This window comes from Streptomyces sp. NPDC097981 (assembly GCF_040302565.1).
GTDB lineage: Bacteria > Actinomycetota > Actinomycetes > Streptomycetales > Streptomycetaceae > Streptomyces.
This window is the reverse complement of record NZ_JBEORW010000005.1, coordinates 197,473-223,436: the sequence shown is the minus strand read 5'-3', so window position 1 is coordinate 223,436 and position 25,964 is coordinate 197,473. Positions and strand designations below refer to the sequence as shown.

Annotated in this window: 22 protein-coding genes, 2 pseudogenes and 1 riboswitch; of the genes and pseudogenes, 14 read left to right on the top strand and 10 right to left on the bottom strand. The window is 73.8% G+C overall.

Translation table 11 applies throughout. The annotated features are described in order from the left end of the window. Positions 1-176: 176 nt before the first annotated feature. The 7 genes and pseudogenes from ABTY04_RS07320 to ABTY04_RS07290 all read left to right on the top strand — a co-directional run bounded on the left by ABTY04_RS07320 (position 177) and on the right by ABTY04_RS07290 (position 8,818). Complete coding sequence (locus tag ABTY04_RS07320; protein ID WP_352212347.1) at positions 177-1,472, top strand: inorganic phosphate transporter; 1,296 nt, start codon at positions 177-179, stop codon at positions 1,470-1,472. Between the two features lie 28 nt (positions 1,473-1,500). Then, complete coding sequence (locus ABTY04_RS07315; protein ID WP_352212346.1) at positions 1,501-1,722, top strand: hypothetical protein; 222 nt, start codon at positions 1,501-1,503, stop codon at positions 1,720-1,722. A 101-nt stretch (positions 1,723-1,823) separates the two neighbouring features. Continuing rightward, positions 1,824-1,974: riboswitch (cobalamin riboswitch) on the top strand. Positions 1,975-2,013: 39 nt separating this feature from the next. Continuing rightward, positions 2,014-2,973 (top strand): cobalamin biosynthesis protein, encoded by a 960-nt coding sequence (locus ABTY04_RS07310; RefSeq protein ID WP_352212345.1) that lies wholly within the window; start codon positions 2,014-2,016, stop codon positions 2,971-2,973. Next, positions 2,970-4,690 (top strand): annotated as a pseudogene (locus ABTY04_RS07305) (cobyric acid synthase). The gene ABTY04_RS07310 and the pseudogene ABTY04_RS07305 overlap by 4 nt, the downstream one beginning before the upstream one ends. Continuing rightward, positions 4,687-6,822 (top strand): putative cobaltochelatase, encoded by a 2,136-nt coding sequence (locus ABTY04_RS07300; protein ID WP_352212343.1) that lies wholly within the window; start codon positions 4,687-4,689, stop codon positions 6,820-6,822. The pseudogene ABTY04_RS07305 and the gene ABTY04_RS07300 overlap by 4 nt, the downstream one beginning before the upstream one ends. Further along, complete coding sequence (cobO, locus tag ABTY04_RS07295) at positions 6,822-7,421, top strand: cob(I)yrinic acid a,c-diamide adenosyltransferase (RefSeq protein WP_352212342.1); 600 nt, start codon at positions 6,822-6,824, stop codon at positions 7,419-7,421. The genes ABTY04_RS07300 and cobO overlap by 1 nt, the downstream gene beginning before the upstream one ends. A 5-nt stretch (positions 7,422-7,426) precedes the next feature. Beyond that, the gene (locus tag ABTY04_RS07290; protein ID WP_352212341.1) at positions 7,427-8,818 is read left to right on the top strand and encodes a cobyrinic acid a,c-diamide synthase CobB; all 1,392 of its coding nucleotides are present in this window, start codon (positions 7,427-7,429) and stop codon (positions 8,816-8,818) included. Between the two features lie 2 nt (positions 8,819-8,820). On the opposite strand, the gene ABTY04_RS07285 is transcribed toward ABTY04_RS07290, so the two are convergent. After that, positions 8,821-9,558, bottom strand: a complete 738-nt coding sequence (locus ABTY04_RS07285) for a ZIP family metal transporter (protein ID WP_352212340.1) — start codon at positions 9,556-9,558, stop codon at positions 8,821-8,823. 86 nt (positions 9,559-9,644) lie between these two features. On the opposite strand from ABTY04_RS07285, the gene cobC reads away from it, so the two are divergent. Further along, complete coding sequence (gene cobC, locus ABTY04_RS07280) at positions 9,645-11,075, top strand: Rv2231c family histidinol phosphate aminotransferase CobC (RefSeq protein ID WP_352212339.1); 1,431 nt, start codon at positions 9,645-9,647, stop codon at positions 11,073-11,075. Between the two features lie 458 nt (positions 11,076-11,533). Then, on the top strand, positions 11,534-12,757 hold the full coding sequence (locus ABTY04_RS07275) for a CapA family protein (protein ID WP_352212338.1): 1,224 nt from the start codon (positions 11,534-11,536) through the stop codon (positions 12,755-12,757). A gap of 9 nt (positions 12,758-12,766) precedes the next feature. Here the strand turns inward: ABTY04_RS07275 and ABTY04_RS07270 are convergent, their stop codons facing one another. After that, on the bottom strand, positions 12,767-13,681 hold the full coding sequence (locus ABTY04_RS07270) for an SCO1860 family LAETG-anchored protein (RefSeq protein ID WP_352212337.1): 915 nt from the start codon (positions 13,679-13,681) through the stop codon (positions 12,767-12,769). A gap of 327 nt (positions 13,682-14,008) precedes the next feature. After that, positions 14,009-15,097: an amidohydrolase family protein gene (locus tag ABTY04_RS07265; protein ID WP_352212336.1), complete on the bottom strand. Its 1,089-nt coding sequence runs from the start codon at positions 15,095-15,097 to the stop codon at positions 14,009-14,011. A 70-nt stretch (positions 15,098-15,167) separates the two neighbouring features. Between ABTY04_RS07265 and ABTY04_RS41095 the strand changes: the two are divergent. After that, positions 15,168-15,649, top strand: a pseudogene (locus ABTY04_RS41095) (alanine--glyoxylate aminotransferase family protein); the annotation flags it as partial. Here the strand turns inward: ABTY04_RS41095 and ABTY04_RS07255 are convergent. The 7 genes from ABTY04_RS07255 to ABTY04_RS07225 form a co-directional block, all read right to left on the bottom strand. Beyond that, positions 15,586-16,293, bottom strand: a complete 708-nt coding sequence (locus tag ABTY04_RS07255) for a DsbA family oxidoreductase (RefSeq protein WP_352212335.1) — start codon at positions 16,291-16,293, stop codon at positions 15,586-15,588. The pseudogene ABTY04_RS41095 and the gene ABTY04_RS07255 overlap by 64 nt on opposite strands. Before the next feature lie 82 nt (positions 16,294-16,375). After that, positions 16,376-16,954, bottom strand: coding sequence for a GNAT family N-acetyltransferase (locus tag ABTY04_RS07250; RefSeq protein WP_352212334.1), 579 nt, complete (start codon positions 16,952-16,954; stop codon positions 16,376-16,378). Then, positions 16,939-18,387, bottom strand: coding sequence for a peptidoglycan D,D-transpeptidase FtsI family protein (locus tag ABTY04_RS07245; protein ID WP_352212333.1), 1,449 nt, complete (start codon positions 18,385-18,387; stop codon positions 16,939-16,941). The genes ABTY04_RS07250 and ABTY04_RS07245 overlap by 16 nt, the downstream gene beginning before the upstream one ends. 62 nt (positions 18,388-18,449) lie before the next feature. Then, complete coding sequence (locus tag ABTY04_RS07240) at positions 18,450-19,133, bottom strand: response regulator transcription factor (RefSeq protein ID WP_352212332.1); 684 nt, start codon at positions 19,131-19,133, stop codon at positions 18,450-18,452. Next, positions 19,130-20,446: a sensor histidine kinase gene (locus ABTY04_RS07235; RefSeq protein WP_352212331.1), complete on the bottom strand. Its 1,317-nt coding sequence runs from the start codon at positions 20,444-20,446 to the stop codon at positions 19,130-19,132. The genes ABTY04_RS07240 and ABTY04_RS07235 overlap by 4 nt, the downstream gene beginning before the upstream one ends. Before the next feature lie 48 nt (positions 20,447-20,494). After that, on the bottom strand, positions 20,495-21,481 hold the full coding sequence (locus ABTY04_RS07230; protein ID WP_352212330.1) for a hypothetical protein: 987 nt from the start codon (positions 21,479-21,481) through the stop codon (positions 20,495-20,497). A 93-nt stretch (positions 21,482-21,574) separates the two neighbouring features. After that, entirely contained in the window at positions 21,575-22,414 is an 840-nt protein-coding gene (locus ABTY04_RS07225) for an IclR family transcriptional regulator (RefSeq protein ID WP_352212329.1), read from the bottom strand. Between the two features lie 147 nt (positions 22,415-22,561). Between ABTY04_RS07225 and ABTY04_RS07220 the strand changes: the two genes are divergently transcribed. From ABTY04_RS07220 to ABTY04_RS07205, 4 genes are all read left to right on the top strand, one after another. After that, positions 22,562-24,085, top strand: coding sequence for an aldehyde dehydrogenase (NADP(+)) (locus ABTY04_RS07220; protein ID WP_352212328.1), 1,524 nt, complete (start codon positions 22,562-22,564; stop codon positions 24,083-24,085). Positions 24,086-24,185: 100 nt separating this feature from the next. Next, entirely contained in the window at positions 24,186-24,407 is a 222-nt protein-coding gene (locus ABTY04_RS07215) for a hypothetical protein (RefSeq protein ID WP_352212327.1), read from the top strand. A gap of 53 nt (positions 24,408-24,460) precedes the next feature. Beyond that, positions 24,461-25,663 (top strand): TerD family protein, encoded by a 1,203-nt coding sequence (locus ABTY04_RS07210; RefSeq protein WP_352212326.1) that lies wholly within the window; start codon positions 24,461-24,463, stop codon positions 25,661-25,663. A gap of 113 nt (positions 25,664-25,776) precedes the next feature. After that, on the top strand, positions 25,777-25,962 hold the full coding sequence (locus ABTY04_RS07205) for a hypothetical protein (protein WP_352212325.1): 186 nt from the start codon (positions 25,777-25,779) through the stop codon (positions 25,960-25,962). Positions 25,963-25,964 lie beyond the last annotated feature (2 nt).

Genomic DNA, 25,964 nt, shown 5'->3' with positions numbered 1-25,964 from the left:
CCACCCGTTCACCCCGCTCTGACGTGCATTAATCGATGTATCAGCGGCAAAATCAGGACGAAGATGCCGATGGCACGACGGGCCAGTACACCGCTCCGCCCGAGTCAGTTCATCTTCCGTTCACCCAGGTTGCCTACGGTCGCCGAGCCACTGACGTCAAACAGAAGCCTGGGTAAATGGAGCACATAACGCTTCTCCTCGGGATCGTGATCATCACCGCTCTCGTGTTCGACTTCACGAACGGTTTCCACGACACGGCCAACGCGATGGCCACCACCATCTCGACCGGCGCCCTCAAGCCCAAGACGGCGGTGGCCATGTCCGCCGTGCTCAACCTCGTCGGCGCGTTCATGTCCGTGGAGGTCGCCAAGACGATCTCCAAGGGCCTGATCAACGAGGAGGGCATCCAGCCGGAAGTGATCTTCGCCGCGCTCGTCGGCGCGATCCTCTGGAACCTCGTCACCTGGCTGGTCGGACTCCCCTCCAGCTCCTCCCACGCCCTGATGGGCGGCCTGATCGGTGCCGCGGTCGCCTCCGCCGGCATCGGCGCGGTCAACGGCAGCGTGGTCGTCACCAAGGTGCTCATCCCCGCCGTCGCCGCCCCGATCGTGGCCGGCGTGGCCTCGATGCTGGCCGCGAAGGTCACGTACAAGCTCGGCGGCAAGGTCGGCGAGAAGACCTCCACCAAGGGCTACCGCGCCGGGCAGATCGCCTCGGCCGGTCTCGTCTCCCTCGCGCACGGCACCAACGACGCGCAGAAGACGATGGGCATCATCACCCTCGCCCTCGTCGCGGGCGGCGCCCTGGACTCCGGCGCGAACCCGCCGGTCTGGGTCATCGTCTCAGCCGGTATGGCCATCGCCCTGGGCACCTCGCTGGGCGGTTGGCGCATCATCCGCACCCTGGGCAGCGGCCTGACCGACCTGCAGCCGCAGCAGGGCTTCGCCGCCCAGACCTCGGCCGCCAGCGTCATCCTCGCCTCCTCCAGCCTCGGCTTCTCCCTCTCCACCACCCACGCGTGCTCCGGCGCCGTCATGGGTGCGGGTCTGGGCCGCAAGGGCGGTGTGGTCCGCTGGTCCACCGCCACCCGCATGTTCATCGCCTGGGGCCTGACCCTGCCGGCCGCGGCGATCGTCGCCTCCGGTGCCGAGCTGGTCATGCGCACCGGCGACATCGGCGTCGCCGCCGTCGCGCTCTTCCTGATCGCCTCCTGCGTCGCCATCTGGGCCATCTCGCGCCGCCAGGTCGTCGACCACAGCAACGTCAACGCGGCGCAGCCGGCCGCGGCCGAGGAGCCGGGTGTCATCACCACGGCCATGGCCGCCGTCACCGTGCCGCCGACCGCGGCCGCCGAGGCCGCGGCCGCGGCGGGTACGACCGCCGCCGTCACGGACGACGCCCTGAAGGCCACCATCTCGGCGGCCGCCCCGACGACCCCGACGACCCCTGCGGCTCCGGCCGCCGCGGTCTGACCCCGAGAACGACAGAGGAATCCGCAGCATGAAGATCGACTGGGCAGCACTCGGCTCCGTCTTCGGGGTCAGCCTCTCCGCCACCGTCGCGCTCGTGGCCCTGTTCACCCTGGGCCTGGTGGGCCTCTCCAAGCACGAGGCCGCCACCGAGCAGGGCGGCACCGCCACCCTGGCCCGCAGCGGTGCGTACGCCTGCTTCGCGCTGGTCGCGGCGGCCGTGGTGTACGGGTTCTACCTGATCGTCGCCTGACCGTCTCGGGCACGGCGTACGAAAGCTCCCTCCGGGTTTCCCGGGGGGAGCTTTCCCGTGCCTGTGACCTGTCTCGCCGCAGGTCAACGGCGAGTTGACGGGCGTTCGCGGTGCGTGGTGGACTGCCCGAGCCAATACGGCGGCATGGAGAGGAAGTCCGGTGCGAATCCGGCGCGGTCCCGCCACTGTCACCGGGGAGCACGCGGCACGTGCCCCCCGGGAGCCAGGAACTCCCACCGCCGGACACGTCGAACCAGGGCGCGGACCCTGAGTGAGGACATACCTGCCACCATGCGTGCCTCTCGCGTCTTCGCGTACGGCGCCACGGCGGGCCTGATCGGCGACCGGATCCTCGGTGATCCGCGCCGAGGGCACCCCGTGGCCGCCTTCGGACGTGCCGCCGCCGCCGTCGAGCGCGCTCTGTGGCGCGACGACCGCGCCCGGGGCCTCCTCCACACCCTTGTCTGCGCCGGGGGCGCGGCCGCCGTCGGTGCGCTGGGCGCCCGCGCCGTGCGCTCCCGGCCCGCGGCCGCCCGTATCGCCCTGACCGCAGCGGCCACCTGGGCCGTCGTCGGCGGCACCTCGCTGGGCCGGGAGGCCCGCGCCATCGGCGGCGCGCTCGCCGCAGGCGACGCCGAGGTGGCCCGCGAGCGGCTGCCACACCTGTGCGGGCGCGACCCGCAGGCCCTGGACGAGCAGCAGCTGGCCCGCGCCGTCGTGGAGTCGGTCGCCGAGAACACCTCCGACGCGGTGGTCGGGGCCCTGGTGTGGGGCGCGGCCGCGGGTGTCCCCGGGCTGCTGGCGTTTCGCGCCGTGAACACCCTGGACGCGATGGTGGGCCACAAGTCGCCGCGGTACCTGCGCTACGGCTGGGCCTCGGCCCGGCTCGACGATCTCGCGGGCTGGCCGGGCGCCCGGCTGACCGCTCTGGCCGCCGTACTGGCCGGCCCCGACCGGCGGGGAGCCGTACGGGCCTGGCGTGCCGACGCCGCCAAGCACCCGAGCCCGAACGCCGGGCCCGTGGAGGCCTCGTTCGCCGGGGCGCTCGGCGTACGGCTGGGGGGCACCCTGGCGTACGGGGGGCGGGTCGAGCACCGGGCCGTGCTGAACGGCGAGGCGGGGCGGCCGGTGGAGGTCGCGGACATCGAACGGGCGGTGCGGCTGTCACGGCAGGTGACGTGGCTGGCGCTGGGCACGTGTGTGGCACTGCGGTGTGCGGTGTCGCGCCGGGCTGGGAGGGGACGCGCGTGAACGGCTCGAAGCGGGGCGGCGGACTCCTCGTCGCCGGCACGACATCGGACGCGGGAAAGAGCGTGGTCACGGCCGGCATCTGCCGCTGGCTGGCCCGGCAGGGCGTGAAGGTGGCGCCCTTCAAGGCGCAGAACATGTCGCTGAACTCGTTCGTGACGCGCGAGGGCGCCGAGATCGGGCGCGCGCAGGCGATGCAGGCGCAGGCGGCGCGCGTCGAGCCGACGGCGCAGATGAACCCGGTGCTGCTCAAGCCCGGCAGCGACCGCAGCAGTCAGGTGGTGCTGCTGGGCAAGCCGGTGGGCGAGATGAGCGCCCGCGGCTACCACGGCGGACGCCAGGAGCAACTTCTCGGGATCGTCACGGACTGCCTGGAGCAGCTGCGGGGCACGTATGACGCCGTGATCTGCGAGGGAGCGGGCAGTCCGGCGGAGATCAACCTGCGCCGGACCGACATCGTGAACATGGGCATCGCGCGCGCCGCGCGGTTCCCGGTGGTCGTGGTCGGGGACATCGACCGGGGCGGGGTCTTCGCCTCGTTCTTCGGGACGACGGCGCTGCTGTCTCCCGAGGACCAGTCTCTGATCGCCGGATACATGGTGAACAAGTTCCGCGGCGACGTGTCGCTGCTGGAGCCCGGCATGGAGATGCTGCGCGGGCTGACGGGGCGGGCGACGTACGGGGTCTTGCCGTTCCGGCACGGGCTGGGGATCGACGAGGAGGACGGGCTCCGGGTCTCCCTGCGGGGTGCGGTGCGCGAGTCGGTCGTCGCGCCGCCGGTCGGCGAGGACGTCCTGCGGGTCGCGGTGTGCGCGGTGCCGCTGATGTCGAACTTCACGGACGTCGACGCGCTGGCCGCGGAGCCGGGCGTGGTGGTGCGGTTCGTGGACCGGGCCGAGGAGCTGGCCGACGCGGACCTGGTCGTCGTACCGGGTACCCGCGGCACGGTGAAGGCCCTCCAGTGGCTGCGCGAGCGCGGGCTGGCGCAGGCGCTGGCCCGGCGCGCCGCCGAGGGCCGGCCGGTACTGGGCATCTGCGGCGGTTTCCAGGTGCTCGGCGAGCACATCGAGGACGAGGTCGAGTCCCGGGCGGGCTCGGTGGACGGCCTCGGCCTGCTGCCGGTGCGGATCCGCTTCGAGCGGGAGAAGACCCTGGCGCGGCCGGAGGGTTCGGCGCTGGGCGAGCCGGTGACGGGCTACGAGATCCACCACGGGGTGGCCGAGGTCCTGAGCGGGGAGCCGTTCCTGGACGGCTGCCGGGTCGGGTCGGTGTGGGGCACCCACTGGCACGGCTCGCTGGAGTCGGACGGCTTCCGCCGGGCGTTCCTGCGGGAGGTGGCCCGGGCCGCCGGGCGCCGGTTCGTCCCCGCGCCGGACACCTCGTTCTCGGCGCTGCGGGAGGAACAGCTGGACCTGCTGGGCGACCTGATCGAGGAGCACGCGGACACCGCCGCGCTGCTCCGCCTGATCGAGACCGGAGCCCCGTCGGGCCTCCCGTTCCTCCCGCCGGGCGCCCCGTGACGGCCCCGGCTCTGCGGGCGGCCGTTCCCCACCCCGCCCCTTCCCGCAGTACCGGTCAGCGGCTCCGCCGCGGGCGGGGCTCCGCCCCGGACCAGGAAAAGGCGGGGCGGGGAGAGGCTCCGCGCCGCGGGACCCGCACCCCGAGCCCCCGTACCCGACAGTGCACGCGTACCCGTACAGAAGGAGTGAGCACCGCATGAGCACGCCCTACCCGTTCACCGCAGTGGTCGGCCAGACCGACCTGCGGCTGGCGCTGCTGCTCAACGCCGTGAGCCCGGCGGTCGGCGGCGTGCTCGTGCGCGGCGAGAAGGGGACCGCCAAGTCCACCGCCGTCCGCGCGCTGTCCGCGCTGCTGCCGCAGGTCGACGTCGTCCCCGGCTGCCGCTTCAGCTGCGCGCCCGCCGCGCCCGACCCGGCCTGCCCCGATGGTCCGCACGAGCCCGGCGAGGGCACGGCCCGCCCCGCCCGCATGGTCGAGCTGCCGGTCGGTGCCTCCGAGGACCGCCTGGTCGGCGCCCTCGACATCGAACGGGCCCTCGCCGAGGGCGTGAAGGCCTTCGAGCCCGGCCTGCTCGCCGACGCGCACCGCGGCATCCTGTACGTCGACGAGGTCAACCTCCTCCACGACCACCTGATCGACCTGCTCCTGGACGCCGCGGCGATGGGCGCCTCCTACGTCGAGCGCGAGGGCGTCTCCGTACGCCACGCCGCCCGCTTCCTGCTCGTCGGCACCATGAACCCCGAGGAGGGCGAGCTCCGCCCGCAGCTCCTCGACCGGTTCGGCCTGACCGTCGAGGTGGCGGCCTCCCGCGAGCCCGCGCAGCGCGTCGAGGTGGTGCGCCGCCGGCTCGCGTACGAGGACGACCCGGCCGGATTCGCGACCCGCTGGGCGGGGGACGAGGCGGACGTGCGCGCCCGCGTCGTGGCCGCCCGGGCCCTGCTCCCGGAGGTCCGTCTCGGCGACGCCTCGCTGCTCCAGATCGCGGCGACCTGCGCGGGCTTCGAGGTCGACGGCATGCGCGCCGACATCGTGATGGCCCGTACGGCGACCGCGCTGGCCGCCTGGGCCGGACGGATCGACGTGCGCAAGGAGGACGTGCGGCAGGCCGCGCTGCTGGCGCTCCCCCACCGGCGCCGCCGCAACCCCTTCGATGCGCCCGGCCTCGACGAGGACAAGCTCGACGAGATCCTGGACCGGTTCCCCGACGAGGAGCCGGACACCGAGCCCGAGCCCGAGCCCGAGCCCGACCCCGACCCGGAGCCCGGGGGTCCCGACGACGACGGCGGTCCCGACGGCGGGGGCGGCGGCCCGGTGCCCCCGCAGGGCGGCGGACCCGAGGCCCCGGAAACCCCCGAGGCTCCCGAGGCCCCCGACGCCCCCGATGCGCCTGACGCACCGCAGTCCCCCGAGCCGCAGCCCGCCTCCCGGGAGGGCGCCGCGCCGGAGCAGGCCGCCGTACGGGCCGCCGAGCCGTTCCGGACCAGGATGCTCAGCGTGCCGGGCCTCGGCGAGGGCGCCTCCGGGCGGCGTTCGCGCGCCCGCACCGCGCACGGCCGGACCACCGGCGCCCAGCGCCCCCGCGGCCAGCTGACGAAGCTGCACCTCGCCGCGACCGTCCAGGCCGCCGCCCCGCACCAGAAGGCGCGCGGGCGCAGCGGGCGCGGGCTCGTCGTCCGCAAGGACGACCTGCGCCAGGCCACCCGGGAGGGCCGTGAGGGCAACCTGGTCCTCTTCGTCGTCGACGCCTCCGGCTCGATGGCCGCCCGGCAGCGCATGAGCGCGGTCAAGGGCGCGGTGCTCTCGCTGCTGCTGGACGCCTACCAGCGCCGCGACAAGGTCGGCCTGATCACCTTCCGCGGCGCCGCCGCCGAACTGGCGCTGCCGCCCACCTCCTCGGTGGACGCGGCCGCGTCCCGGCTCGAACAGCTGCCGACCGGCGGGCGCACCCCGCTCGCCGCCGGCCTGCTCAAGGCCCACGAGGTGCTGCGGATCGAGCGGCTGCGCGACCCCAGCCGCCGTCCGCTGCTCGTGGTCGTCACCGACGGGCGGGCCACCTCTGCCGGTTCCGTCGGCGGCCGGGCGGACGGCTCGCCGCGCGAGCTGGCCGGGCGCAGCGCCCGGCTGCTCCAGGCGGAGGGCGTCGCGTCGGTGGTCGTGGACTGCGAGTCGGGGCCGGTCCGGCTGGGGCTGGCCGGCGTACTGGCCGCCGATCTCGGCGGACCCGCCGTCACGCTCGACGGGCTGCGGGCCGACTCGCTGGCCGGGCTCGTGAAGGACGTACGTACCGCAGTGACTTCCCCGTCTCACCACACCACCAGGAGGGCCGCGTAATGCCGCAGGGACAGCCGACCGTCGTTCCGGACGACGGACTCACGACGCGCCAGCGCCGCAACCGCCCGCTCGTCTTCGTCCACACCGGCCCGGGCAAAGGCAAGTCGACGGCGGCCTTCGGGCTGGCGCTGCGCGCCTGGAACCAGGGCTGGCCGATCGGGGTGTTCCAGTTCGTCAAGTCGGCGAAGTGGAAGGTCGGCGAGGAGAACGCGCTCAAGGTGCTCGGCGCCTCCGGCGAGGGCGGCTCCGTCGTCTGGCACAAGATGGGCGAGGGCTGGTCCTGGGTCCAGCGGGACGCGCAGCTCGACAACGAGCAGGCGGCCAAGGAGGGCTGGGAGCAGGTCAAGCGCGACCTGGCCGCGGAGACGCACAGGCTGTATGTGCTGGACGAATTCGCGTACCCGATGCACTGGGGCTGGATCGACGTGGACGAGGTCATCGAGGTGCTGCGGAACCGGCCCGGTACCCAGCACGTGGTGATCACGGGGCGCAACGCCCCCGAGAAGCTGGTGGAGTTCGCGGACCTGGTCACGGAGATGACCAAGGTCAAGCACCCGATGGACGCCGGCCAGAAGGGCCAGAAGGGCATCGAGTGGTGACGTCCGTGAACGTGCCGCGACTGGTGATCGCCGCACCGTCCTCCGGCAGCGGCAAGACCACCGTCGCGACGGGCCTGATGGCGGCCTTCTCGGAGCGCGGTCTCGCCGTGTCCCCGCACAAGGCCGGGCCCGACTACATCGACCCCGGCTACCACGCGCTGGCCACGGGACGGCCGGGGCGGAACCTGGACGCCTTCATGTGCGGGCCGGAGCTGGTCGCTCCGCTGTTCGCACACGGGGCCGCGGGGTGCGACCTCGCGATCGTCGAGGGTGTGATGGGCCTCTACGACGGGGCAGCGGGGCGGGGTGAGCTGGCGTCGACGGCGCAGGTCGCGAAGCTGCTGCGGGCGCCGGTGGTGCTGGTGGTCGACGCCTCGTCGCAGTCGCGGTCGGTGGCGGCGCTGGTGCACGGCTTCGCGTCGTTCGACCCGCAGGTGCGGCTGGGGGGCGTGATCCTGAACAAGGTCGGCTCCGACCGGCACGAGGCGATGCTGCGGGAGGCGCTGGAGGAGGCCGGGATGCCGGTCCTCGGTGTACTGCGGCGGGCTCCGCAGGTGGCTGCGCCGTCGCGGCACCTGGGGCTGGTGCCCGTCGCCGAGCGGCGCTCGGACGCGCTGTCGTCGGTCGCGGCGCTGGCCGACCAGGTCCGGGCGGGCTGTGACCTGGAGTCCCTGCTGGCCCTGGCCCGCACGGCCCCGCCGCTGGCGTGCGAGGCCTGGTCGCCGGAACAGGCCCTGTTCCCCCACCCCGCCCCTTCCCGAAACGGGGGCAGCGCCCCCGGCGGCGGCGCCGCACCCGTCATCGCCGTCGCGGGCGGACCGGCCTTCACGTTCTCCTACGCCGAGCACGCCGAGCTGCTCACCGCCGCCGGAGCGGAGGTCGTCACCTTCGACCCGCTCAGGGACGAGGTCCTGCCCGGGGGAACCGCCGGCCTGGTGATCGGCGGCGGGTTCCCCGAGGTGTACGCCCCCGAGCTCGCCGCCAACGAGCCGCTGCGCAAGGCCGTCGCGGACTTCGCCGCGGCCGGCGGGCCCGTGGCCGCCGAGTGCGCCGGACTGCTGTACCTGGCGCGGTCGCTCGACGGGAAGCCCATGTGCGGGGTCCTGGACGCCGACGCGCGGATGTCGGAGCGCCTGACCCTCGGCTACCGCGATGCCGTCGCGGTGTCGGACAGCGCCCTCGCCGCCGCCGGTACCCGGCTGCGGGGCCACGAGTTCCACCGCACGGTCGTCGAACCCGGTGCCGGTGCCGCCCCCGCCTGGGGGTTCACCCGCCCCGAACGCCGGGTCGAGGGCTTCGTCCGACGCGGTGTGCACGCCAGCTACCTGCACACGCACTGGGCGGCGGAGCCCTCCGTCGCCCGCCGCTTCGTGGAAGCGGCGGCAGCGCACCGGTGACATCAGTCCGCGAGGCCCACCACCAGCCAGATCCCGGCCACCCCGCCCACCGTGCACATCAGCGTGGACAGGGCGGGGTGTCTGTGGTGCGCCTCGGGCAGGATCTCGGCCGCCGCCAGGTACAGCAGGACCCCGCCGAAGAAGCCGAGGTACGCCCCGAGCGGTTCCTCCGGAAGGGTGAACAGCAGAGTGGACACCGCGCCCAGCACGGGGGCCACCGCGTCCGCGAACAGCATCAGCACGGCCTTGCGGCGGGCGTTCCCGTACAGCCGGGTGAGCGTGTACGTGTTGAACCCGTCGGCGAAGTCGTGCGTGATGACGGCCAGCGACACCGCCACGCCCATCCCGCCGCCGACCTGGAACGCCGCGCCCAGGGCCACTCCGTCGGCGAAGCTGTGGCCGACCATGGCGGAGGCCGCCGTCAGCCCGACCTCGGGGACGCGGCCCCCGTTCCCGGCCCCGTTCTCGGCCCCGTGCGCGGCCTGCCGTACCGCCAGCAGGCGTTCCACGACGTGCGCGATCAGGAACCCGGCCACGAAGAGCAGCAGGGCGAGCGGGACGCCGAACACCGGGCGGCCCGCCGCGCTCAGCGACTCCGGCAGCAGGTCGAGGCCCACGACGCCGAGCATCAGCCCGCCCGCCAGGCCCAGCACGAGATGGCGGCGGTCGGTGACGCGTTGCGCCGTCCATCCGCCCGCCAGGGTCATCAGGAACGCGCCCAACGCCACGATCACGGCCATGTGCCCCTCAATACCGACTCCTCGCCCCATGCGCACGTGTGCGCGCGGGCGGCGGGTCACGAACCATTGACGACTACGGAGGGGGCATGAACCCTGTGGGCGAGTACGCGACGCAGCTGGTGGTCGGGGTCGGCGGACGTGCAGGGGTGTCCGTGGCGGAGGTCTGCGCCCTGGTCGAGGAGACGCTGCGGGGGGCCGGGCTGGCCGCCGGGGCGGTGAAGGCGCTGGCCACGGTGGAGTCGAAGGCGGGCGAGGCGGGGATCGCAGGCGCGGCGGAACGTTTCGGCGTGCCGCTGCTCAGCTATCCCGCCGAGAAGCTTGCGGGCATCTGCGTACCGCACCCCTCCGACGCGGTGCGCGACGCCGCCGGGACGTCGTCGGTGGCGGAGGCCGCGGCCCTCGCGGGCGGCGGGGAGCTGCTGGTGCCGAAGCGCCGGTCGGTGGCGGCGACGTGCGCCGTGGCCACCGCGCAGGCGCACGACCTGCGCCATCACGGGGACGCGGAGGTGCGGGGCGACGGCGGCGCGCTGGTGGACCTCGCGGTCAACGTACGGGCGCACACCCCGCCGAAGTGGCTCAAGCAGCGCATCGCGGCTTCGCTCGACGCTCTCTGCGCATACCCCGACGGGCGGGCGGCCCGCGCGGCGGTGGCGGCTCGGCACGGGCTGCCGGCCGATCGGGTGCTGTTGACGGCCGGGGCCGCGGAGGCGTTCGTGCTGATCGCGCGGGCCCTGGGCGCGCAGCGGCCGGTCGTGGTGCACCCCCAGTTCACGGAGCCGGAGGCGGCCCTGCGCGACGCGGGGCACACGGTGGAGCGGGTGGTGCTGCGGGCGGCGGACGGGTTCCGGCTGGACCCGGCGGCGGTGCCCGAGGACGCGGACCTGGTGGTGGTCGGCAACCCGACCAACCCGACGTCCGTCCTGCACCCGGCGGCGGTGCTGGCCGCGCTGGCCCGGCCGGGCCGGATCCTGGTGGTGGACGAGGCGTTCATGGACGCGGTCCCGGGTGAGCGGGAGGCACTGGCCGGGCGGACGGACCTGCCGGGTCTGGTGGTGCTGCGGAGCCTGACCAAGACCTGGGGGCTGGCGGGGCTGCGGATCGGCTACGTGCTGGCCGAGCCGGAGGTGATCGCGAAGCTGGCGGCTGCGCAGCCGCTGTGGCCGGTGTCGACGCCGGCGCTGGTGGCGGCGGAGGCCTGTGTGGCCCCGGCGGCGCTGGCGGAGGCGGAAGCCGCGGCCCGGCAGATCGCGGTGGACCGGGAGCACCTGCTGGCGGGGCTCGCGGAGTTCGAGGAGATCACGGTGTCGGGAGTGGCGGAGGGGCCGTTCGTCCTGATCCGGGTGGCGGGTGCGGCGGAGATCCGCACCCGGCTGCGCGCCCTCGGGTTCGCGGTCCGCCGCGGGGACACCTTCCCGGGCCTGGACCACTCCTGGCTCCGGCTGGCCGTCCGCGACCGCGCCACGACGGGCCGCCTCCTCCAGGCCCTCGACCACGCGCTCGCGCTGACGACGCGGTAGCGGCCGGCTCCCCCTCCACCCGGCCCGGGCGGTCGCTCGACTCCCCCTCTGCCCGGCCCGGGCGGTCGCGTCACCGAGCGGTCCCCGCCCGGGCCGGCCCCGTCACCCGGACCGACCCTGCCCCGGCACCCACCCCGCCCGGACCCCACGGGCCGCGCCCCCAGGGTCCCGCCCGGCCGCGCGACCCCGCGACCCCACAGCCACGCCGAGCCACGCCGGATCCCGCCGGGCCCCGGCCGGCCACGCCGGATCCCGCCGGGCCGGGCGGCAGGCAGCGCCGATCCGACGTGGATCGCCGGCGACGGCCCGGGCAATCTGCGCCGGGCAGTCGGCTCGCCCCCGTCGGCGCCTCTGACCTGCGGCGCCGCGAATATCCGGACGTTCAGGCTCCGTTGGCGGGGCGGGGCGGAGGTAGGCGATGATCTCCGCATCTGCAGGGGAGCTCCGGGGGGACCGGTATGAACAAAACAGCCAAAACAGGCGCGGCGCTGGCGGCCGTGGCGATCGTGGCGGGCGGGATCCTCGCCATGCCGAGCCTGCTCGACCACGGCAAGGACGCCGGCGAGCAGCGGCTCCAGGCCAAGCCCGGCCAGGGCAAGGCTAGCCCCAAGACGCCCGCCGACGCCCGGCCGTTCACGCTGATCGCGACCGGCGACATCATCCCGTACCCGTCGATCATCCAGCGGGCCGCGGACGACGCGCAGGGCACCGGACAGAGCCACGACTTCCGGAAGATACTCGCGGGGGTCAAGCCCCTGGTGGCCGCCGCCGACCTGGCGATATGCCACCACGAGATACCGTACGGAAAGCCCGGCGGCCCCTACACCGGATATCCCGCGTTCAAGGCCCCGCACCAGCTGGCCGACGCACTGAAGGACGCCGGGTACGACAGCTGCTCGACCGGCTCGAACCACACCCTGGACGACGGCTACGACGGCCTCGTCCGCACGCTGGAGCACCTCGACCGGGTCGGCATCAAGCACGTCGGATCGGCCCGCAGCGCCGACGAGGCCAAGGCCCCGGCGGTCCTCTCCGCCGGCGGCGCGAAGGTCGCGCAGCTGGACTACACGTACGGGACGAACGGCATCCCGGTCCCGGCCGGAAAGCCCTGGTCCGTCAATCTGATCGAACAGAACCGGATCATCGCCGACGCCCGCGCAGCCCGGGCGGCCGGTGCGAACGTCGTCCTCCTCAGTCTCCACTGGGGCACCGAGTGGCAGACGGCGCCCGACCAGCAGCAGCACGATCTGGCGCAGGCGCTGACCGCCTCGCGCGGCCCGGACGGGCTCCCCGACATCGATCTGATCCTCGGTACGCACAACCATGTGCCCCAGCCCTACGAGAAGATCAACGGCACCTGGGTCGTCTTCGGCATGGGCGACCAGGTCGCCAGCTTCTACGAGGCCGAAAAGGCGCGCGGCAACATGTCCTCGATCCCGCGCTTCACCTTCGCCCCGGCGGCCGCCCACCCCGGCCGCTGGGAGGTGACCAAGGCCGAGTACCTGACGCAGTACTCGGACATGGACCCGCCGTTCCGCGTGGTCTGCGCCTCCTGCTCGGCCTCCGACTCCGGGCTCGGCGCCGCCAAGAAGTCCGCGTACGCCGCCGTGGACAAGCAGGTCAGCGCCGCCGTGCTGTCGCGGGGAGCCGACAAGCAGGGCCTGGAGCACGCCACCCGCTGAGCCGTGGCGTCACGAGGCGCGTCCGCGCCGGGTCACCACCAGCGCGGTCGCGCCGATGCCGAGCAGGACCAGCGCGCCGCCCGCGATGTACGGGGTCAGCGAGCCGCCGCCGGTCTCCGCCAGGCCGGCGTCGGTGGTGATGCCGGCCCCGGTTCCGGAGGCTGCCGTCTGCGGCTTGACGTCGGGCTTCGCCGGCTGCTCCGGGGCCGGCCCGGCCGGGGATTCGCAGTGCGCCTCGCCGAGCACGACCTCGCCCTCCACCTGCGCCACGTTGAGGTCCAGCGGGTTCACGGACACCTTCAGCCGGAGCGCGGCCGCCGCGGCCGTGGTGGAGGTGGTCTCGGTTCCGGAGAGTTCCAGGCTGACCAGGCCCACCTTGGGGACCTCCACCTTGGTCGGGCCGCCGGCCGAGAGGGTGACCTTCTTGCCGAGCACGGTCACCGCGCCCGGCACGTTCGAGGTGGCCACGGGCTTCTTGCCCGCCTCGCAGACGGCCTTGGAGGTGACCTTCTCGACCTGGACCAGGGAGAGCAGCGGCAGCCCCGGCACGTGCACGCTCGCGTTGACCAGGTTGGCCTCCGCCTCGGCTCGATTCCTGTCGGCGGTGGCCTTGGAGGTGGCCACGTCGGCGCGCAGCACGCTCACCGGCTGCCCTCCGTCCACCCCGTCCAGGGTCACGGACAGGGCGGTCTTTTCCGCCGTCGCGGGGGCGCTGACCTCGTTGAGCGTGGTCTTCAGCGGTACGTCGACGGTCTTGTCGAGCAGGCCCACATCCAGTCCGGCGCGCAGGACGACCGCGCCGGCCTTGCCCTCGCCGCCGGTGGAGCCGCCGCCGGTGGCGAAGGCGGGAGGGGCGGTGAGCAGGGCGAGCGCTCCCGTGGCGAGCAGGACGGCCGCAGGCATGCGGAAGGTGTTGCTGTTCAAGGTGGTGGAACCCCCGGGGAGATGTGAGCCGTCGCGCCGCCAATGGGGGACATCGCGCGCCGACGGCCTCTGACCCCCGGAATCTTTACGCACGGAGAGTGAACGGGTGGCGACCTACGGTGAGTTCATTCCAACGGGTGGTTTCCGTGTGCGCATTCGATTAATCGCGCATCACGGGGAACGGGAGTTCTTTTCCGCCACGGGACCGAACGGAACCAAGGGGAACGCGCCGACGCCGGTGCCCGGGCGGCCGTTCACAACGACCGCCGGGGCACCGGCGTCACGCAGTGCGTCGACCCATGCGTCGACCGTGGGTCAACCCCGCGCTCAGGCCCGGACCTTGCCGTTCACCACCACGCGCAGCGGCTGCGCCAGGGCCCGTACGTCGGCCCGCGGGTCCGCGCCGTAAACCACCAGGTCCGCCGGCGCCCCCTCGGTCAGGCCCGGCCTGCCGAGCCATTCGCGTGCCGCCCAGGTCGTCGCCGAGAGGGCCTCCAGCGCCGGGATCCCGGCCCGCACCAGCTCCGCGACCTCGGCCGCGACCAGGCCGTGCGGCAGGGAACCCCCCGCGTCGGTGCCGACGTACACTCCGATGCCCGCGTCGTAGGCGGCCCGTACGGTGTCGTACCTGCGCTCGTGCAGCCGCCTCATGTGCGCCGACCAGCGCGGGAACTTCGCCTCGCCGCCCGCCGCCATCTTCGGGAACGTCGCGATGTTCACGAGCGTCGGGACGATCGCCACGCCGCGCTCCGCGAAGAGCGGGATGGTGTCCTCCGTGAGTCCGGTGGCGTGCTCGATGCAGTCGATGCCCGCCTCGACCAGGTCGCGCAGCGAGTCCTCCGCGAAGCAGTGCGCGGTGACGCGGGCGCCCAGCCGGTGCGCCTCGGCGATGGCCGCCTCGACCTCGGCCCGCGGCCAGCAGGGCGCCAGGTCCCCGGCCTCGCGGTCTATCCAGTCCCCCACCAGCTTCACCCAGCCGTCGCCGCGCTTCGCCTCGCGGCCCACGTACGCGACGAGGTCGGCCGGCTCGATCTCGTGGGCGTAGTTGCGGATGTAGCGGCGTGTGCGGGCGATGTGCCGCCCGGCCCGGATGATCTTCGGCAGATCCTCGCGGTCGTCGATCCAGCGGGTGTCGGAGGGGGATCCGGCGTCGCGGATGAGCAGGGTGCCGGCGTCGCGGTCGGTCAGGGCCTGCCGTTCGGCGGTCTCCGCGTCGACCGGCCCGTGGGCGTCCAGTCCCACGTGGCAGTGCGCGTCGACCAGACCGGGCAGGGCCCAGCCGGACACCGTGGTGATCTCGCGGGCCCCGTGCGGGCGTTCGTACGAGATCCGGCCGCCGACCACCCAGAGCTCGTCGCGCACGTCGTCGGGTCCGACGAGCACACGCCCCTTCACATGCAGCACGTCATCGGTCATGTCCCGCACTGTACGTGCGTGCCGGGTCGGCTCTTGCGGTAGCCCCGGACACCCCGGGCAGAGCACCGCCGTGAACCACCCCCTCCTGGACCTTCCGCCGCTCACCGCGGAGCGCTTCGCACGGATCGAGCGGGGGGTGGCGGACCTGCCCGGCACCCGCCATGACGTGGTGATCACCCAGGGCGAGGCGCTGCTGCCGCCGGAGGGGTGCATCCGCTCGGGCGCGCGGCCCGGTTCGACGGCGCTGAACATGTCACCGGCCCGTACGGGACCACCTTCGGCAACTGGCTGCCCGACTGCGGGGCCACGGTGGTGGACCTCGCGGTGCCGTTCGACACCGCGGTGGCCGCCGACCAGGTCGGACGGGCGCTGCCAAACCCCGCCGGCACTGGCCGGACCGGAGCACGGGCAGGGCCGGGGTCCGGGCAGGGGCCCTGCGGGCGAGGGCACTGCCTGGCCCCGGAGCAGGGTCCCCGGCCTCGGGCGGGTCAGGCCTGGGGGGCGGCGCAGGCGCCGGCGGGGTCGCAGGCCTCGGCCGCGGCGGCCGGCCCGGTGACCTCGCGGCCCGCCCACGCCTGCTCCAGTGCCCGGGTGAACACCTCGGCGGGCTGCCCGCCGGAGATCCCGTAGCGGCGGTCGAGGACGAAGAACGGCACGGCGTTGGCGCCGAGTTCGGCCGCCTCGCGCTCGTCGGCCCGCACCTCCGCGGCGTACGCGGAGTCGTCGGCGAGGACGGCGCGGGCCTCCGCCTCGTCCAGCCCGGCCTCGACGGCGAGCGCGACGAGCACCTCGGCGTCGAAGACGGACCGCTCCTCGGCGAAGTTCGCCCGGTAGGCGAGGTCGAGCAGCTCCTCCTGGCGGCCGCGGGCGGCGGCCAGGTGCAGCAGGCGGTGGATGTCGAAGGTGTTGCCGTGGTCGCGGCCCTCGGTCCGGTACGTCAGCCCCTCGGCGCGCGCACTGGCGGCGACGTGCTCCTCCATGCCGCGCGCCTCGTCGAGGGTGCGGCCGTACTTCTTGGCGAGCATCTCCAAGACCGGCGCCGTGGCGCCCTTGGGGCTGTTCGGGTCGAGCTCGAAGGACCGGAAGACGACCTCCACCTCGTCGCGGTGCGCGAACTCGGCCAGCCCCTTGGTGAAACGGGCCTTGCCGATGTAGCACCAGGGGCAGGCGATGTCGCTCCAGATCTCGACGCGCATGATCCTTCTTCTCTCCGGGTTCGTCGGGGCGCCGCGGCTCCGGGCCGCGGCGGTTTCGTGTTCAACCACCTGGCGGGGCGTCTCATTCCCCGGACGCGGACGGCGGACCGACGCGGAGCCACAGCGTGAGGTGGGAGCCGCACCGCTCGGCACCCGCCGGATCCGGGCGCCAGCCGTGGCGGGCGTAGAAGGCCTGGGCCCGGAGGTTGTGCTCGTAGACCTCCAGCCGGACCCGGTCGACGCCCGCGCGCCGCCAGGCGTCGAGGCAGGCTGCGTGCAGGGCGGCCCCGGTTCCGCGGCGCCAGTGGACCGGGTCCACGTGGAGCTGGGTGAGGGTGGTCTCGCCGTCCGCGGTGCGGAAGGCGGCGACTCCCGTGAGCTCGCCGTCCTGCTCCGCGCACAGCACCCCGCCGTCGGCGGCGGCCCGTGCGACGGCCCGCGACCAGCCCTCGCGGGTCCGCACGAGTTCGGCTTCGCCGGCATAGGCCTGCTCGGGGACGCGGCCGCGGTAGTAGGTGGCCCGGGCCCGGGTGTGGAGGGCGGCTATGGCGTCGAGGTCTGCGGGTTGCGCGGTCCTGATCATGGGAAGGGAAACGCGCCGGGAACCGCGTCGGTTCCCGGCGCGCCGTGCGGCGATCTGCGCGGCTACTTCTTCAGCCACGCCTCCATCATCTTCTGGGCGATGGGGGCGGCGAGCTTGCCGCCGCCGATCTCGGAGCGGTCGGTGTCCGAGTTCTCGATCACCACGGCAACCGCGATCTGCTTGCCGCCCTGCTTGCCGTACGAGGTGAACCAGGCGAGCGGCGGGAGGCTGTTGTTCACGCCGCGCTGCGCGGTGCCGGTCTTGCCGCCCACCTCGGCGCCCGCCACCTGGGCAGGCTTGCCGCCGCCCTCGGTGGCGACCGTCCGCATGGCGTCCTGGAGCATCGACGCGGTCCTGGGGTTCATCACCTGCTCGGACTTGGGGTTCTTGAAGCTCTCCAGCACATTGCCGTTCGCGTCGGTGACCTCGGAGACCGAGTGGGGGGCGACGAGCTTGCCGCCGTTCTCGATCGCGGCGGTCACCATCGCCATCTGGAGGGGGGTGGCCTGCACGTCGAACTGGCCGATACCCGTCTGCGCGACCTGGTCGACGGACATCTTCTGCGTCGGGTACTTGCTCGCCGGCCGGGCGGTGACCGGCGTCGCGGTCTCCGTGTTGAAACCGAGCTTCTCGGCCATCGCCCGCATCTTGTCCTGGCCGAGCTTGTGCGCGAGCTCCGCGAAGACGTTGTTGCAGGACAGCCGCAGGGCGGTACGCGCGGAGGCGTTGTTGCAGGCCGCGGATCCCGCCTCGCTGGGCAGCAGGGTCCGGGTGCCGGGGATCGTGTACGGGTCGGGGGTGCCGGTCGGCGTGTCGAGGTTGGTGACCAGCCCGTTCTCGATGGCCGCCGCCAGGGTGACCAGCTTGAAGGTGGAGCCGGGCGCCTGCGGCTTGCGCAGGGCCACGTTCTCCATGGCCTTGCCCTTGTCCTCGATCAGCTTGTCCCAGGCCGCCGCGTCGTTGGCGCCGGTGATGCTGCCCGGGTCGAAGGAGGGGTTGTTCACGATGGCCAGGATCTCGCCGGTCGCCGGGTCGATGGCGACGGCCGCACCCTGCTTGCCCTGGAGCGCGTCGTACGCGGCCCTCTGCACGCCCTTGTCGATGGTGGTCAGCACGTTGCCCGGCGTGGCCCGCTTGTTGGTGAGCATGTCCATCACGGTCTTGAGCCGGTCGTCGGACCCGTTGAGGATCTTCTTGTAGACGCCCTCCAGCATGCTCGTGCCGAAGGCCTGGGAGCTGTAGCCGGTGATCGGCGCGTAGAGCGGACCGTCGACGTACGTGCGCTTGTACCCGAAGTCCTTCCCGCCCGTCTTCACCGAGCCGGTGATCGCCTCCCCGCCCACGATGATGTTGCCCAGCGGGTTCTCGTACTGCCCGATGAGGTTCCGCCGGTTGTTCTCGTTGTCTGCGAGGGCCCGGCCTTGGTAGGCCTGCACCCAGGTGACCCGCACCAAAAGGGCCAGCACCAGGAGCAGACAGAAGACCGACGCACGCCTGATCGTCTTGTTCATCCCCCGGAAAGACGCACCAGGGCTCCCGGACGTTCCGCTCTGCCCTGATTGTGGCCGGGTTCTCAGCTTTTCTTCATGTTGAAGCCGCCCTCGTAGGCCGCGATGACCGCCTGGGTGCGGTCGCGGGAGCCGGTCTTGGAGAGGACCGCGGCGACGTGCGTCTTGACCGTCTGGGGGCCGACGCCGAGGCGTTCGCTCATCTCGTGGTTGGACAGTCCGGTGGCCATCAGGCGCAGTACGTCGGCCTCCCGGTCGGTGAGCCGGGCCACCCAGGGGGCGGCCGGCCCCGGGGCGCCGGGCGTGTGGGACGCGGCCAGGGAGCGGACGGCCTCCGGGAAGAGCAGGCAGTCGCCGCGGGCGACCAGGCGGACCGCGCCGATCAGCTCGTCGGGATCGGACCTCTTGAGGAGGAACCCGGCGGCGCCGGCGCGCAGCGCGTCGTAGACGTACGCGTCGTTCTCGAAGGTGGTGACGACCACGATCCGGGGCGGCTCCGCCATGGTGGCGAGGATCTGCTCGGTGGCCCGGATGCCGTCGATCTCGGGCATCCGGACGTCCATCAGCACCACGTCGGGGGCCAGGGAGCGGACCAGCGGGACGGCTTCGGCGCCCGACGCCGCCTCGCCGACGACCTCCAGGTCGGGTTCGGCCTCAAGGATGACCCGCAGGGCGGTGCGGACCATGCGCTCGTCGTCGGCGAGCACGATACGCAGCGGCGGCCGCCGCGCCGCGGGCACCGCGGTCATCGCGGCCCCCCGCCGAGGGGGAGGACGGCCCGCAGCCGCCACAGCCCCTGGTGCGGCCCTGCCTCGACACGGCCGCCCAGCAGGGTGGCCCGCTCGGCGGCGCCGTGCAGCCCGCGGCCCCCGGTGGTGCGGGGCCGGCGCCCGTCGGCTGAGCCCGGCGGATTGGTCATGGTGATCTCCAGTTCTCGGTGGGTGCCGACTTCCTCGCCCTGTACGGCGATCCGCAGCTCGATGGGGCCCGTGCCGTGGCGCAGGGCGTTGCTCAGGCCCTCCTGGACGATCCGGTAGGCCTCGCGGGAGGCGATCGCCGGGAGCTGCGCCCAGGCCCCGGCGGGGCCTGGGTCCTGGTGGGCGGTGACGGTGGTGCCGGCGGCCCGGGTCCGGGCGAGCAGCCCGTCGAGGTCGGTGGCGAGGGTCGGGGCAGGAGCGGCGTCGGGCCGGGCCGGGTCTCCGTCCCGCAGCAGGCCCAGTACGGCGTCGAGCTCGCCCACCGTCCGCCGGGTGGTGTCCTCGATCGCGGCCAGTGCCTCCCGCACGAACCCGGGGTCGGTGTCGAGCACCCGCCGGGCGGCGACTGCCTGGAGGGTGACGGCGCTCAGTGCGTGCCCGACCGCGTCGTGCAGCTCCCGGGCCAGGCGGTTGCGCACGGCCAGGTCGGCGGCCCGCTCCTCGGCCGCGGCCAGCCGGTCCGCCGCCGTCGGCCCGAGCAGTACGGGTGCCATCCTGGCCAGCAGCGCCCCGGCCCCGGCGGCGCACAGGACGAGCCCGCACAGCAGCCCGATCCCGAGCAGCGGGGCGATGTACGGGGCGGTGTCGGTGGCGAACCAGCCCGCCTTCACCTGGGCCTCCTGCAGCCCGCTCACGAACGGCAGCACGATCAGCACCACCGCCATCGGCGGCACCGCGAGGCTCATCCCGCTGATCACCGCGCCGACGCCCAGGTGCAGGGTCCACCAGGCCGAGGTCCTCCCCCGGGCCGCCCAGGACCGGGCCGGCCCTTCGGCCAGCAGCTCCCCCGGCACCCCGCACAGGGCCCGTACGGCGCCGACCGACATCGGCCGGACGAGCCCGAACACGGCGGTCACCGCCGCCAGCGGCAGGGAGAGCCCGTAGGCGCAGAAGGTGAGCGGGGCGGAGGAGAAGACGTTGCCGCCGCCCGATATGACGCTGACCACCACCTGGGCGAGGAGGAAGTACGGCATCAGCAGGGCCCCGCCGAGGATCAGGTGCACCCAGCGCAGCCGGGCCCGCGCCCCCAGCACCCGGCCCGTACCGGCCCGTGCCCGCGTCCACATCCCGTTGCCCCCCGGCATTGCACTGCTCCCGTCGGTCCGTCCACCCCCCCTCGCACCGCTCCGTCGTCACGCAGTGCGGCGTGAGGCGAGGAACCGGGCCAGGACGGCTGCGGCGAGCAGACCGGTGATCATCTGGCCAGCGTAGGTCAGGAGCATCGCCGTGGTGACCGCCTTTCCGCCATCAGCGCCCGCCGAGGCGATCAGCAGCCACAGGCCCCAAGAGGCTGCTGCCGCCGACCCGGTCCACGCGACGGCCAGGGCCCACCGGGCCCGCCGGGCTCCGCCGCGCGCCAGGTTCACTGCCCCCGCCCCCGCGACCAGCGCGCATATCGCATGGGTCGCGGACACCACTCCCACCTCGGGACTGAACTGTGCGATCCGTGAGGCGCTGAGCCCGGCCGTGCCGCCGAAGGCCCAGAAGAGCTGCACGGCTGCCACGACCACGGCCGTCGCCGCTGCGGCTCCCGCCACCACCCCCGTGGGTGACGGGAGCCGCTCCCCCAGGACGCCCTGCCACCGGGTGCCCCAGCGCTGCCGCGCATAGGGGACGAACAGCCCGGCCAGGGCGATGGCCTGCACGATGAAACCGCCGTAGACGACGTTGAACACCCAGGGGTCGAGGAAGGGTTCCTTGGCCGCCTGCGCGGCCGCGTCCGGCCCCAGGCCCACGGCCCGTATGAGGAGTTGGGCGGGAAAGCCCACGACGATCGGGACGAGCAGTCCCGTGGCGATGAAGACCGGGACGGTCAGCAGCCAGGACGGCACCCGGCTGCCCCAGGGCTGGGTGAACACCAGCACGAGCAGGATGACGGTCGCGTCCATGACCAGCGTGACGGCGTTGGCCACTTTGAAGAACATCCCGGGCTCCAACAGCACGCTGCCGTCCGGTATCCCGATGTGGCTCCCCGCCACCCAGGCGCCCTTGAGGCACAGGTACGGCGCGGTGGCGGCCAGGGCCGCCGCCCGCAGGACCCTGCGCGCGGTCCCCGGACCGGAGGCCGACGGCCCCGCCGCGTACGTCTTCTCGCTGGTGTGCACCCCTCGTGTGGTCATGACTCAACGGTCGCGTGCGCGCCGCCCCGCCACCTCCCCCGTGAAGGTGAACCGCCTCCCCCGCCCGGGGGAGGAAGCCGCCCGTCCACAGGCTCACATGCGGCGGGTCGCCACCGACAGCCGGTCCCGCGCCTCGAACAGCGCCGCCTTGATCCTCTGCTCGTGGTCCGCCGTCAGCCGGGCCACCGGCACCGAGCAGCTCACCGCGTCCCGGGCCGGCGTGCGGTAGGGCACCGCCACGCCGAAGCAGCACAGCCCGAGCGTGTTCTCCTCCCGGTCAACCGCGTAGCCCTGCTCCCGCACCATCGCCAGCTCCTCGACGAGCCGTTCCCGGTCGGTGATCGTGTGCTCGGTGACCGCTTCCAGCCGCCGCGGCAGGAGCGCCCGTACCTCCTCGTCGGAGTGGGTCGCGAGCAGGGCCTTGCCCAGCGCGGTCGAGTGCACGGGCAGCCGCCGCCCGACGCGGGTGAACGGCCGCAGGTAGTGCTGGGACTGGCGGGTGGCCAGGTAGACCACGCTCGTGCCGTCCATCCGGGCCAGGTGGATGGTCTCGGTGGTGTCGTCGGAGAACCGGTCCAGGGTGGGCCGGGCCGCGGCGACGACCTCGTCCCCGTCGATGTACGAGCTGCCGACAAGCAGGGCCCGTACGCCGATGCCGTACCGCGTGCCCGTGGCGTCCGTCTCCACCCACCCCAGGTTCACCAGCGTGCGCAGCAGCATGTAGAGGCTGGACTTGGGCAGCGAGAGGTCGTGCTGGATGTCGGCCAGGCTGTGCAGTCCGGGCCGCGCCGCGAAGTGCTCCAGCAACAGGACCGTGCGGACGGCCGATTTGACGGCCGCCGGCGCCCCCGGGCCCTCCGGCCGTTCCAGCCCCTCGGGCCGCTCCGCCCGCTCCGATTCCGCGGCGGACCCGCCCGGCTCACCTGTGGTCATTCGCTTTCTGGCTCCTCTTGTCTCTTGTCAACGCGGAAGACCCGGAAATAGAGTCCGGAATGAATGTGATCATTCATCCACCGGAACGGCGTTCAGAATACTGAACGCCACCGCGCGGGTCAGCGTAGATCCAGGAGGCAGTGCGCCATGGCAGCAACACCAGTCTGGAGTGTGGACCCCCGCACCGGGAAGCAGCGCGAACAGGTTGCGGTGGAGGCCACATCCCGCGAGGTGGACGAAGCCGTACGGGCCGCCCACGCGGCCCGCGGCGCGCTCGCCGACCGCACCGCCCGTGCGGGCTTCCTGCGCGCCGCCGCCGAGCTGCTCGACGAGGCCGCGGCCCACGTGATCGAGGCCGCCGACGCCGAGACCGCCCTCGGGCCGGGCCGGCTCACCGGCGAACTCGCCCGCACCACCGGCCAGCTGCGGGCCTTCGCCGACGCCGTGGACGAGGGCGCGTACCTCGACATCCGCATCGACCGCGCCGATGCCGGCGCCGTCCCGCCGCGCCCCGAACTGCGCCGCTACAAGGTGCCGCTGGGCGTGGTCGCCGTCTACGCGGCCTCCAACTTCCCGCTCGCCTTCTCCGTCCCCGGCGGGGACACGGCCAGCGCGCTGGCCGCCGGCTGCCCGGTGGTCGTCAAGGCGCACCCCGACCACCCGGCCACCTCCGAGCTGTGCGCCTCGCTGCTGCGCCGGGCGGCGGTGGCGGCCGGGCTGCCGGCCGAAGTGGTCGCCGTCGTCCACGGCTTCGACGCAGGTCTGGAGCTGATCCGGCACCCCCTCGTCACCGCCGCCGGATTCACCGGTTCGATCCGGGGCGGCCGGGCGCTGTTCGACGCGGCCGCCGCCCGGCCCGTGCCCATCCCCTTCCACGGCGAACTCGGCTCCCTCAACCCCGTCGTGGTCACCCCCGCGGCCGCCGCCGAGCGCGCCGAGGAGATCGCCGCCGGGCTCGCGGGCGCGGTCACCCTCGGGGTCGGCCAGTTCTGCGTCAAGCCGGGCCTGGTCCTGGTCCCCGAGGGCGCGGACGGCGACCGGTTCACCGGCACACTGACGAAGGCGCTCGGCGAGACCGAGCCCGGCGTCCTGCTCGACCACCGGATGCGGGAGAACTTCATCTCCGGCGTGACCCGGCGGGCCGCGCTGCCCGGCGTCACCGCGCCCGTCACCCCGGGCTCCGGCGGCGAGCACACCGTCGGCGCGGGGTACCTGACCGTGCCGGCCCGCAGCCTGCTCGAAGGCGGCGCGTACGAGGTGCTGCTCGAAGAGTGCTTCGGACCGGTGACCGTGGTCGTCCGGTACGCCGACCAGGAGGAGGCGGGGTCGGTGCTCGGCCTGCTCCCCGGGAACCTGAGCGCGACGCTCCAGCTGTCCGCGGCCGAGGCGGACGGCGGTCCGGGCCCGGCTGCGGAGCTGATCGCGCAGGTCACGGCCCTGGCCGGGCGGATCGTGGTCAACGGCTGGCCGACCGGGGTCGCGGTGGCCCCGGCCCAGCACCACGGCGGCCCGTACCCGGCGGCGACCTCGCACTCCACCTCGGTCGGCGGGACCGCCATCGAGCGCTGGCTGCGCCCGGTGGTCTACCAGTCGGTGCCGGACCCGCTGCTTCCGGCGGAACTGCGCGAGGCGAACCCGCTGGGGCTGCCGCGCCGCGTCACCGGCGGCTGAGACGGCCCCCGGCCCTGGCTGCGCCGGCCAGGCCGCGCCTGCCGGGCCCGTCCGGTAATTCCGTTGCCCGCCCGGCCCCGCGCCGGGCAGGCTGCCGGTCATGCCGAGACCTCACGGGTTCACGTACGAACAGCGCAGCGACAACAGTGTGGTCATCATGCATCAGGGGCGGGCCGCGAGCACCCTGCGGGGCGGGCGGGCCGAGAAGTTCCTCGCCGAGGTGGAGTCCGGCGACGCGCAGCTTGTGATGGCGCGCTGGACCGGCGCGTACAAGTTCGGCAACGAGCGGACGGCGAAGAACCACCCCCGCAACCGGCGCTGAAATCTCCCGCAAGGGTAAGGGAACGGCAAAGCCCCTCCGGTCGTTCTCCGGGCATGACCGCTATGACCCCAGGTTCCAACCTGCCGCTCAACACCGTCCGCGTGACGGTGGACGTGGCTGCCCCGGTCCGGCTCGACGTATCGGGGCTCCTCCTCGCGGCGGACGGCAAGGTGCGCTCCGACGCCGACTTCATCTTCTACAACCAGCCGTCCGGGCCCGGTGTCAGCTACCGGTCGGGCGGCGGCGGCGCGCCGGACTCGATCACCGTGGACACGGGCGCGCTGCCGCCGGGCATCGAGCGGATCGTGGTCACGGCCAGTCCCGACGCCGCCGGTCAGACCTTCCAGGGCATCGAGCCCACCGCCACCGTGCGGCACGCGGACAGCGGCGCGGTCATCGCCACCTTCACCCCTCCGCAGCTGGGCACCGAGACCGCGCTCGTGGTCGTCGAGGTCTACCAGCGCGGCGGCGTGTGGAAGGTGCGCGCCGTCGGCCAGGGGTACGCCAACGGCCTCGCCGGGATCGCGACCGACTTCGGGGTCTCCGTGGACGAGGAGCCCACCCCGCCGCCCGTGGCCGCCCCGCAGGCCCCGGCCGCCCCGGCCGCCTCCTCCTGGCCGGGCGCCCCCGCGGCTCCGCCCGCCCCGCCCACCGCGGCTCCGGCCGCCGCCGGCACCGGGAAGATCAACCTCGACAAGGGCCGGGTCAGCCTCCAGAAGAACCAGACCGTCTCCCTCGTCAAGGGCGGCCGCCCGCTGCTCTCGCAGGTCAAGATGGGTCTCGGCTGGGAGCCCGCGTTCCGCGGCGCGGACATCGACCTCGACGCCTCCGTCATCGCCTACGGCCCGCAGCGCAACCACATCGACAGCTGCTACTTCGGCAAGCTGTCCATCCTGGGCGGCGCCATCAAGCACTCCGGCGACAACCTGACCGGTGAGGGCGCCGGGGACGACGAGGTGATCGTCGTGGACCTCGGCCGGCTGCCCGCCGAGGCCACGGGCCTGGTCTTCACTGTCAACTCCTTCTCCGGCCAGAAGTTCACCGAGGTCGCCAAGGCGTACTGCCGCCTGATCGACGCTGCGAGCGGGGAGGAGCTGGTCCGCTTCGACCTCACCGGGGCCGAACCGCAGACGGGCGTCATGATGGCCAAGCTGATCCGCCAGTTCTCGGGCGAGTGGGAGATGACGGCCATCGGAGAGTTTGTGAAGTCCCGCACAGTGCGCGGGATGGTCCAGCCCGGCTCGCAGACACTCTGAGCAGGTGGGCGGGCACATGGAGCTACCGTGACCGGCCGGCCCGGAGGCCGAGGTGATGGATTCCACCCTTAATTCGGAGGTGACTGTCAGTGCCCGCCCGTAGCCTTGAAAGCATGTACTCCACACTCCGGCCCGCGGGTCCCGTCCGTCCGTCCGCCGCCGAGGCGAACGAGGCGATACGGCACCTCGTCGAGACCCGGGTGGATGACGAGTGGCCCTCCGAGGCGTACGAGTTCCTGCTTGAGGAATGGGCCGCAGCCAGCCGCGCCGAGATCGCCGAGGTCGCCGCCGCCCAGTGAAC

What these genes read in the sequence shown, in the direction of transcription:
- ABTY04_RS07320 (WP_352212347.1), top strand. Translation starts at nt 177, where the DNA reads ATGGAGCACATAACGCTTCTCCTCGGGATCGTGATCATCACCGCTCTC.
- ABTY04_RS07315 (WP_352212346.1), top strand. Translation starts at nt 1,501, where the DNA reads ATGAAGATCGACTGGGCAGCACTCGGCTCCGTCTTCGGGGTCAGCCTC.
- ABTY04_RS07310 (WP_352212345.1), top strand. Translation starts at nt 2,014, where the DNA reads ATGCGTGCCTCTCGCGTCTTCGCGTACGGCGCCACGGCGGGCCTGATC.
- ABTY04_RS07300 (WP_352212343.1), top strand. Translation starts at nt 4,687, where the DNA reads ATGAGCACGCCCTACCCGTTCACCGCAGTGGTCGGCCAGACCGACCTG.
- cobO (WP_352212342.1), top strand. Translation starts at nt 6,822, where the DNA reads ATGCCGCAGGGACAGCCGACCGTCGTTCCGGACGACGGACTCACGACG.
- ABTY04_RS07285 (WP_352212340.1), bottom strand. Translation starts at nt 9,558, where the DNA reads ATGGCCGTGATCGTGGCGTTGGGCGCGTTCCTGATGACCCTGGCGGGC.
- cobC (WP_352212339.1), top strand. Translation starts at nt 9,645, where the DNA reads ATGAACCCTGTGGGCGAGTACGCGACGCAGCTGGTGGTCGGGGTCGGC.
- ABTY04_RS07275 (WP_352212338.1), top strand. Translation starts at nt 11,534, where the DNA reads ATGAACAAAACAGCCAAAACAGGCGCGGCGCTGGCGGCCGTGGCGATC.
- ABTY04_RS07265 (WP_352212336.1), bottom strand. Translation starts at nt 15,097, where the DNA reads ATGACCGATGACGTGCTGCATGTGAAGGGGCGTGTGCTCGTCGGACCC.
- ABTY04_RS07255 (WP_352212335.1), bottom strand. Translation starts at nt 16,293, where the DNA reads ATGCGCGTCGAGATCTGGAGCGACATCGCCTGCCCCTGGTGCTACATC.
- ABTY04_RS07245 (WP_352212333.1), bottom strand. Translation starts at nt 18,387, where the DNA reads ATGAACAAGACGATCAGGCGTGCGTCGGTCTTCTGTCTGCTCCTGGTG.
- ABTY04_RS07240 (WP_352212332.1), bottom strand. Translation starts at nt 19,133, where the DNA reads ATGACCGCGGTGCCCGCGGCGCGGCGGCCGCCGCTGCGTATCGTGCTC.
- ABTY04_RS07235 (WP_352212331.1), bottom strand. Translation starts at nt 20,446, where the DNA reads ATGCCGGGGGGCAACGGGATGTGGACGCGGGCACGGGCCGGTACGGGC.
- ABTY04_RS07230 (WP_352212330.1), bottom strand. Translation starts at nt 21,481, where the DNA reads ATGACCACACGAGGGGTGCACACCAGCGAGAAGACGTACGCGGCGGGG.
- ABTY04_RS07225 (WP_352212329.1), bottom strand. Translation starts at nt 22,414, where the DNA reads ATGACCACAGGTGAGCCGGGCGGGTCCGCCGCGGAATCGGAGCGGGCG.
- ABTY04_RS07220 (WP_352212328.1), top strand. Translation starts at nt 22,562, where the DNA reads ATGGCAGCAACACCAGTCTGGAGTGTGGACCCCCGCACCGGGAAGCAG.
- ABTY04_RS07215 (WP_352212327.1), top strand. Translation starts at nt 24,186, where the DNA reads ATGCCGAGACCTCACGGGTTCACGTACGAACAGCGCAGCGACAACAGT.
- ABTY04_RS07210 (WP_352212326.1), top strand. Translation starts at nt 24,461, where the DNA reads ATGACCGCTATGACCCCAGGTTCCAACCTGCCGCTCAACACCGTCCGC.
- ABTY04_RS07205 (WP_352212325.1), top strand. Translation starts at nt 25,777, where the DNA reads ATGTACTCCACACTCCGGCCCGCGGGTCCCGTCCGTCCGTCCGCCGCC.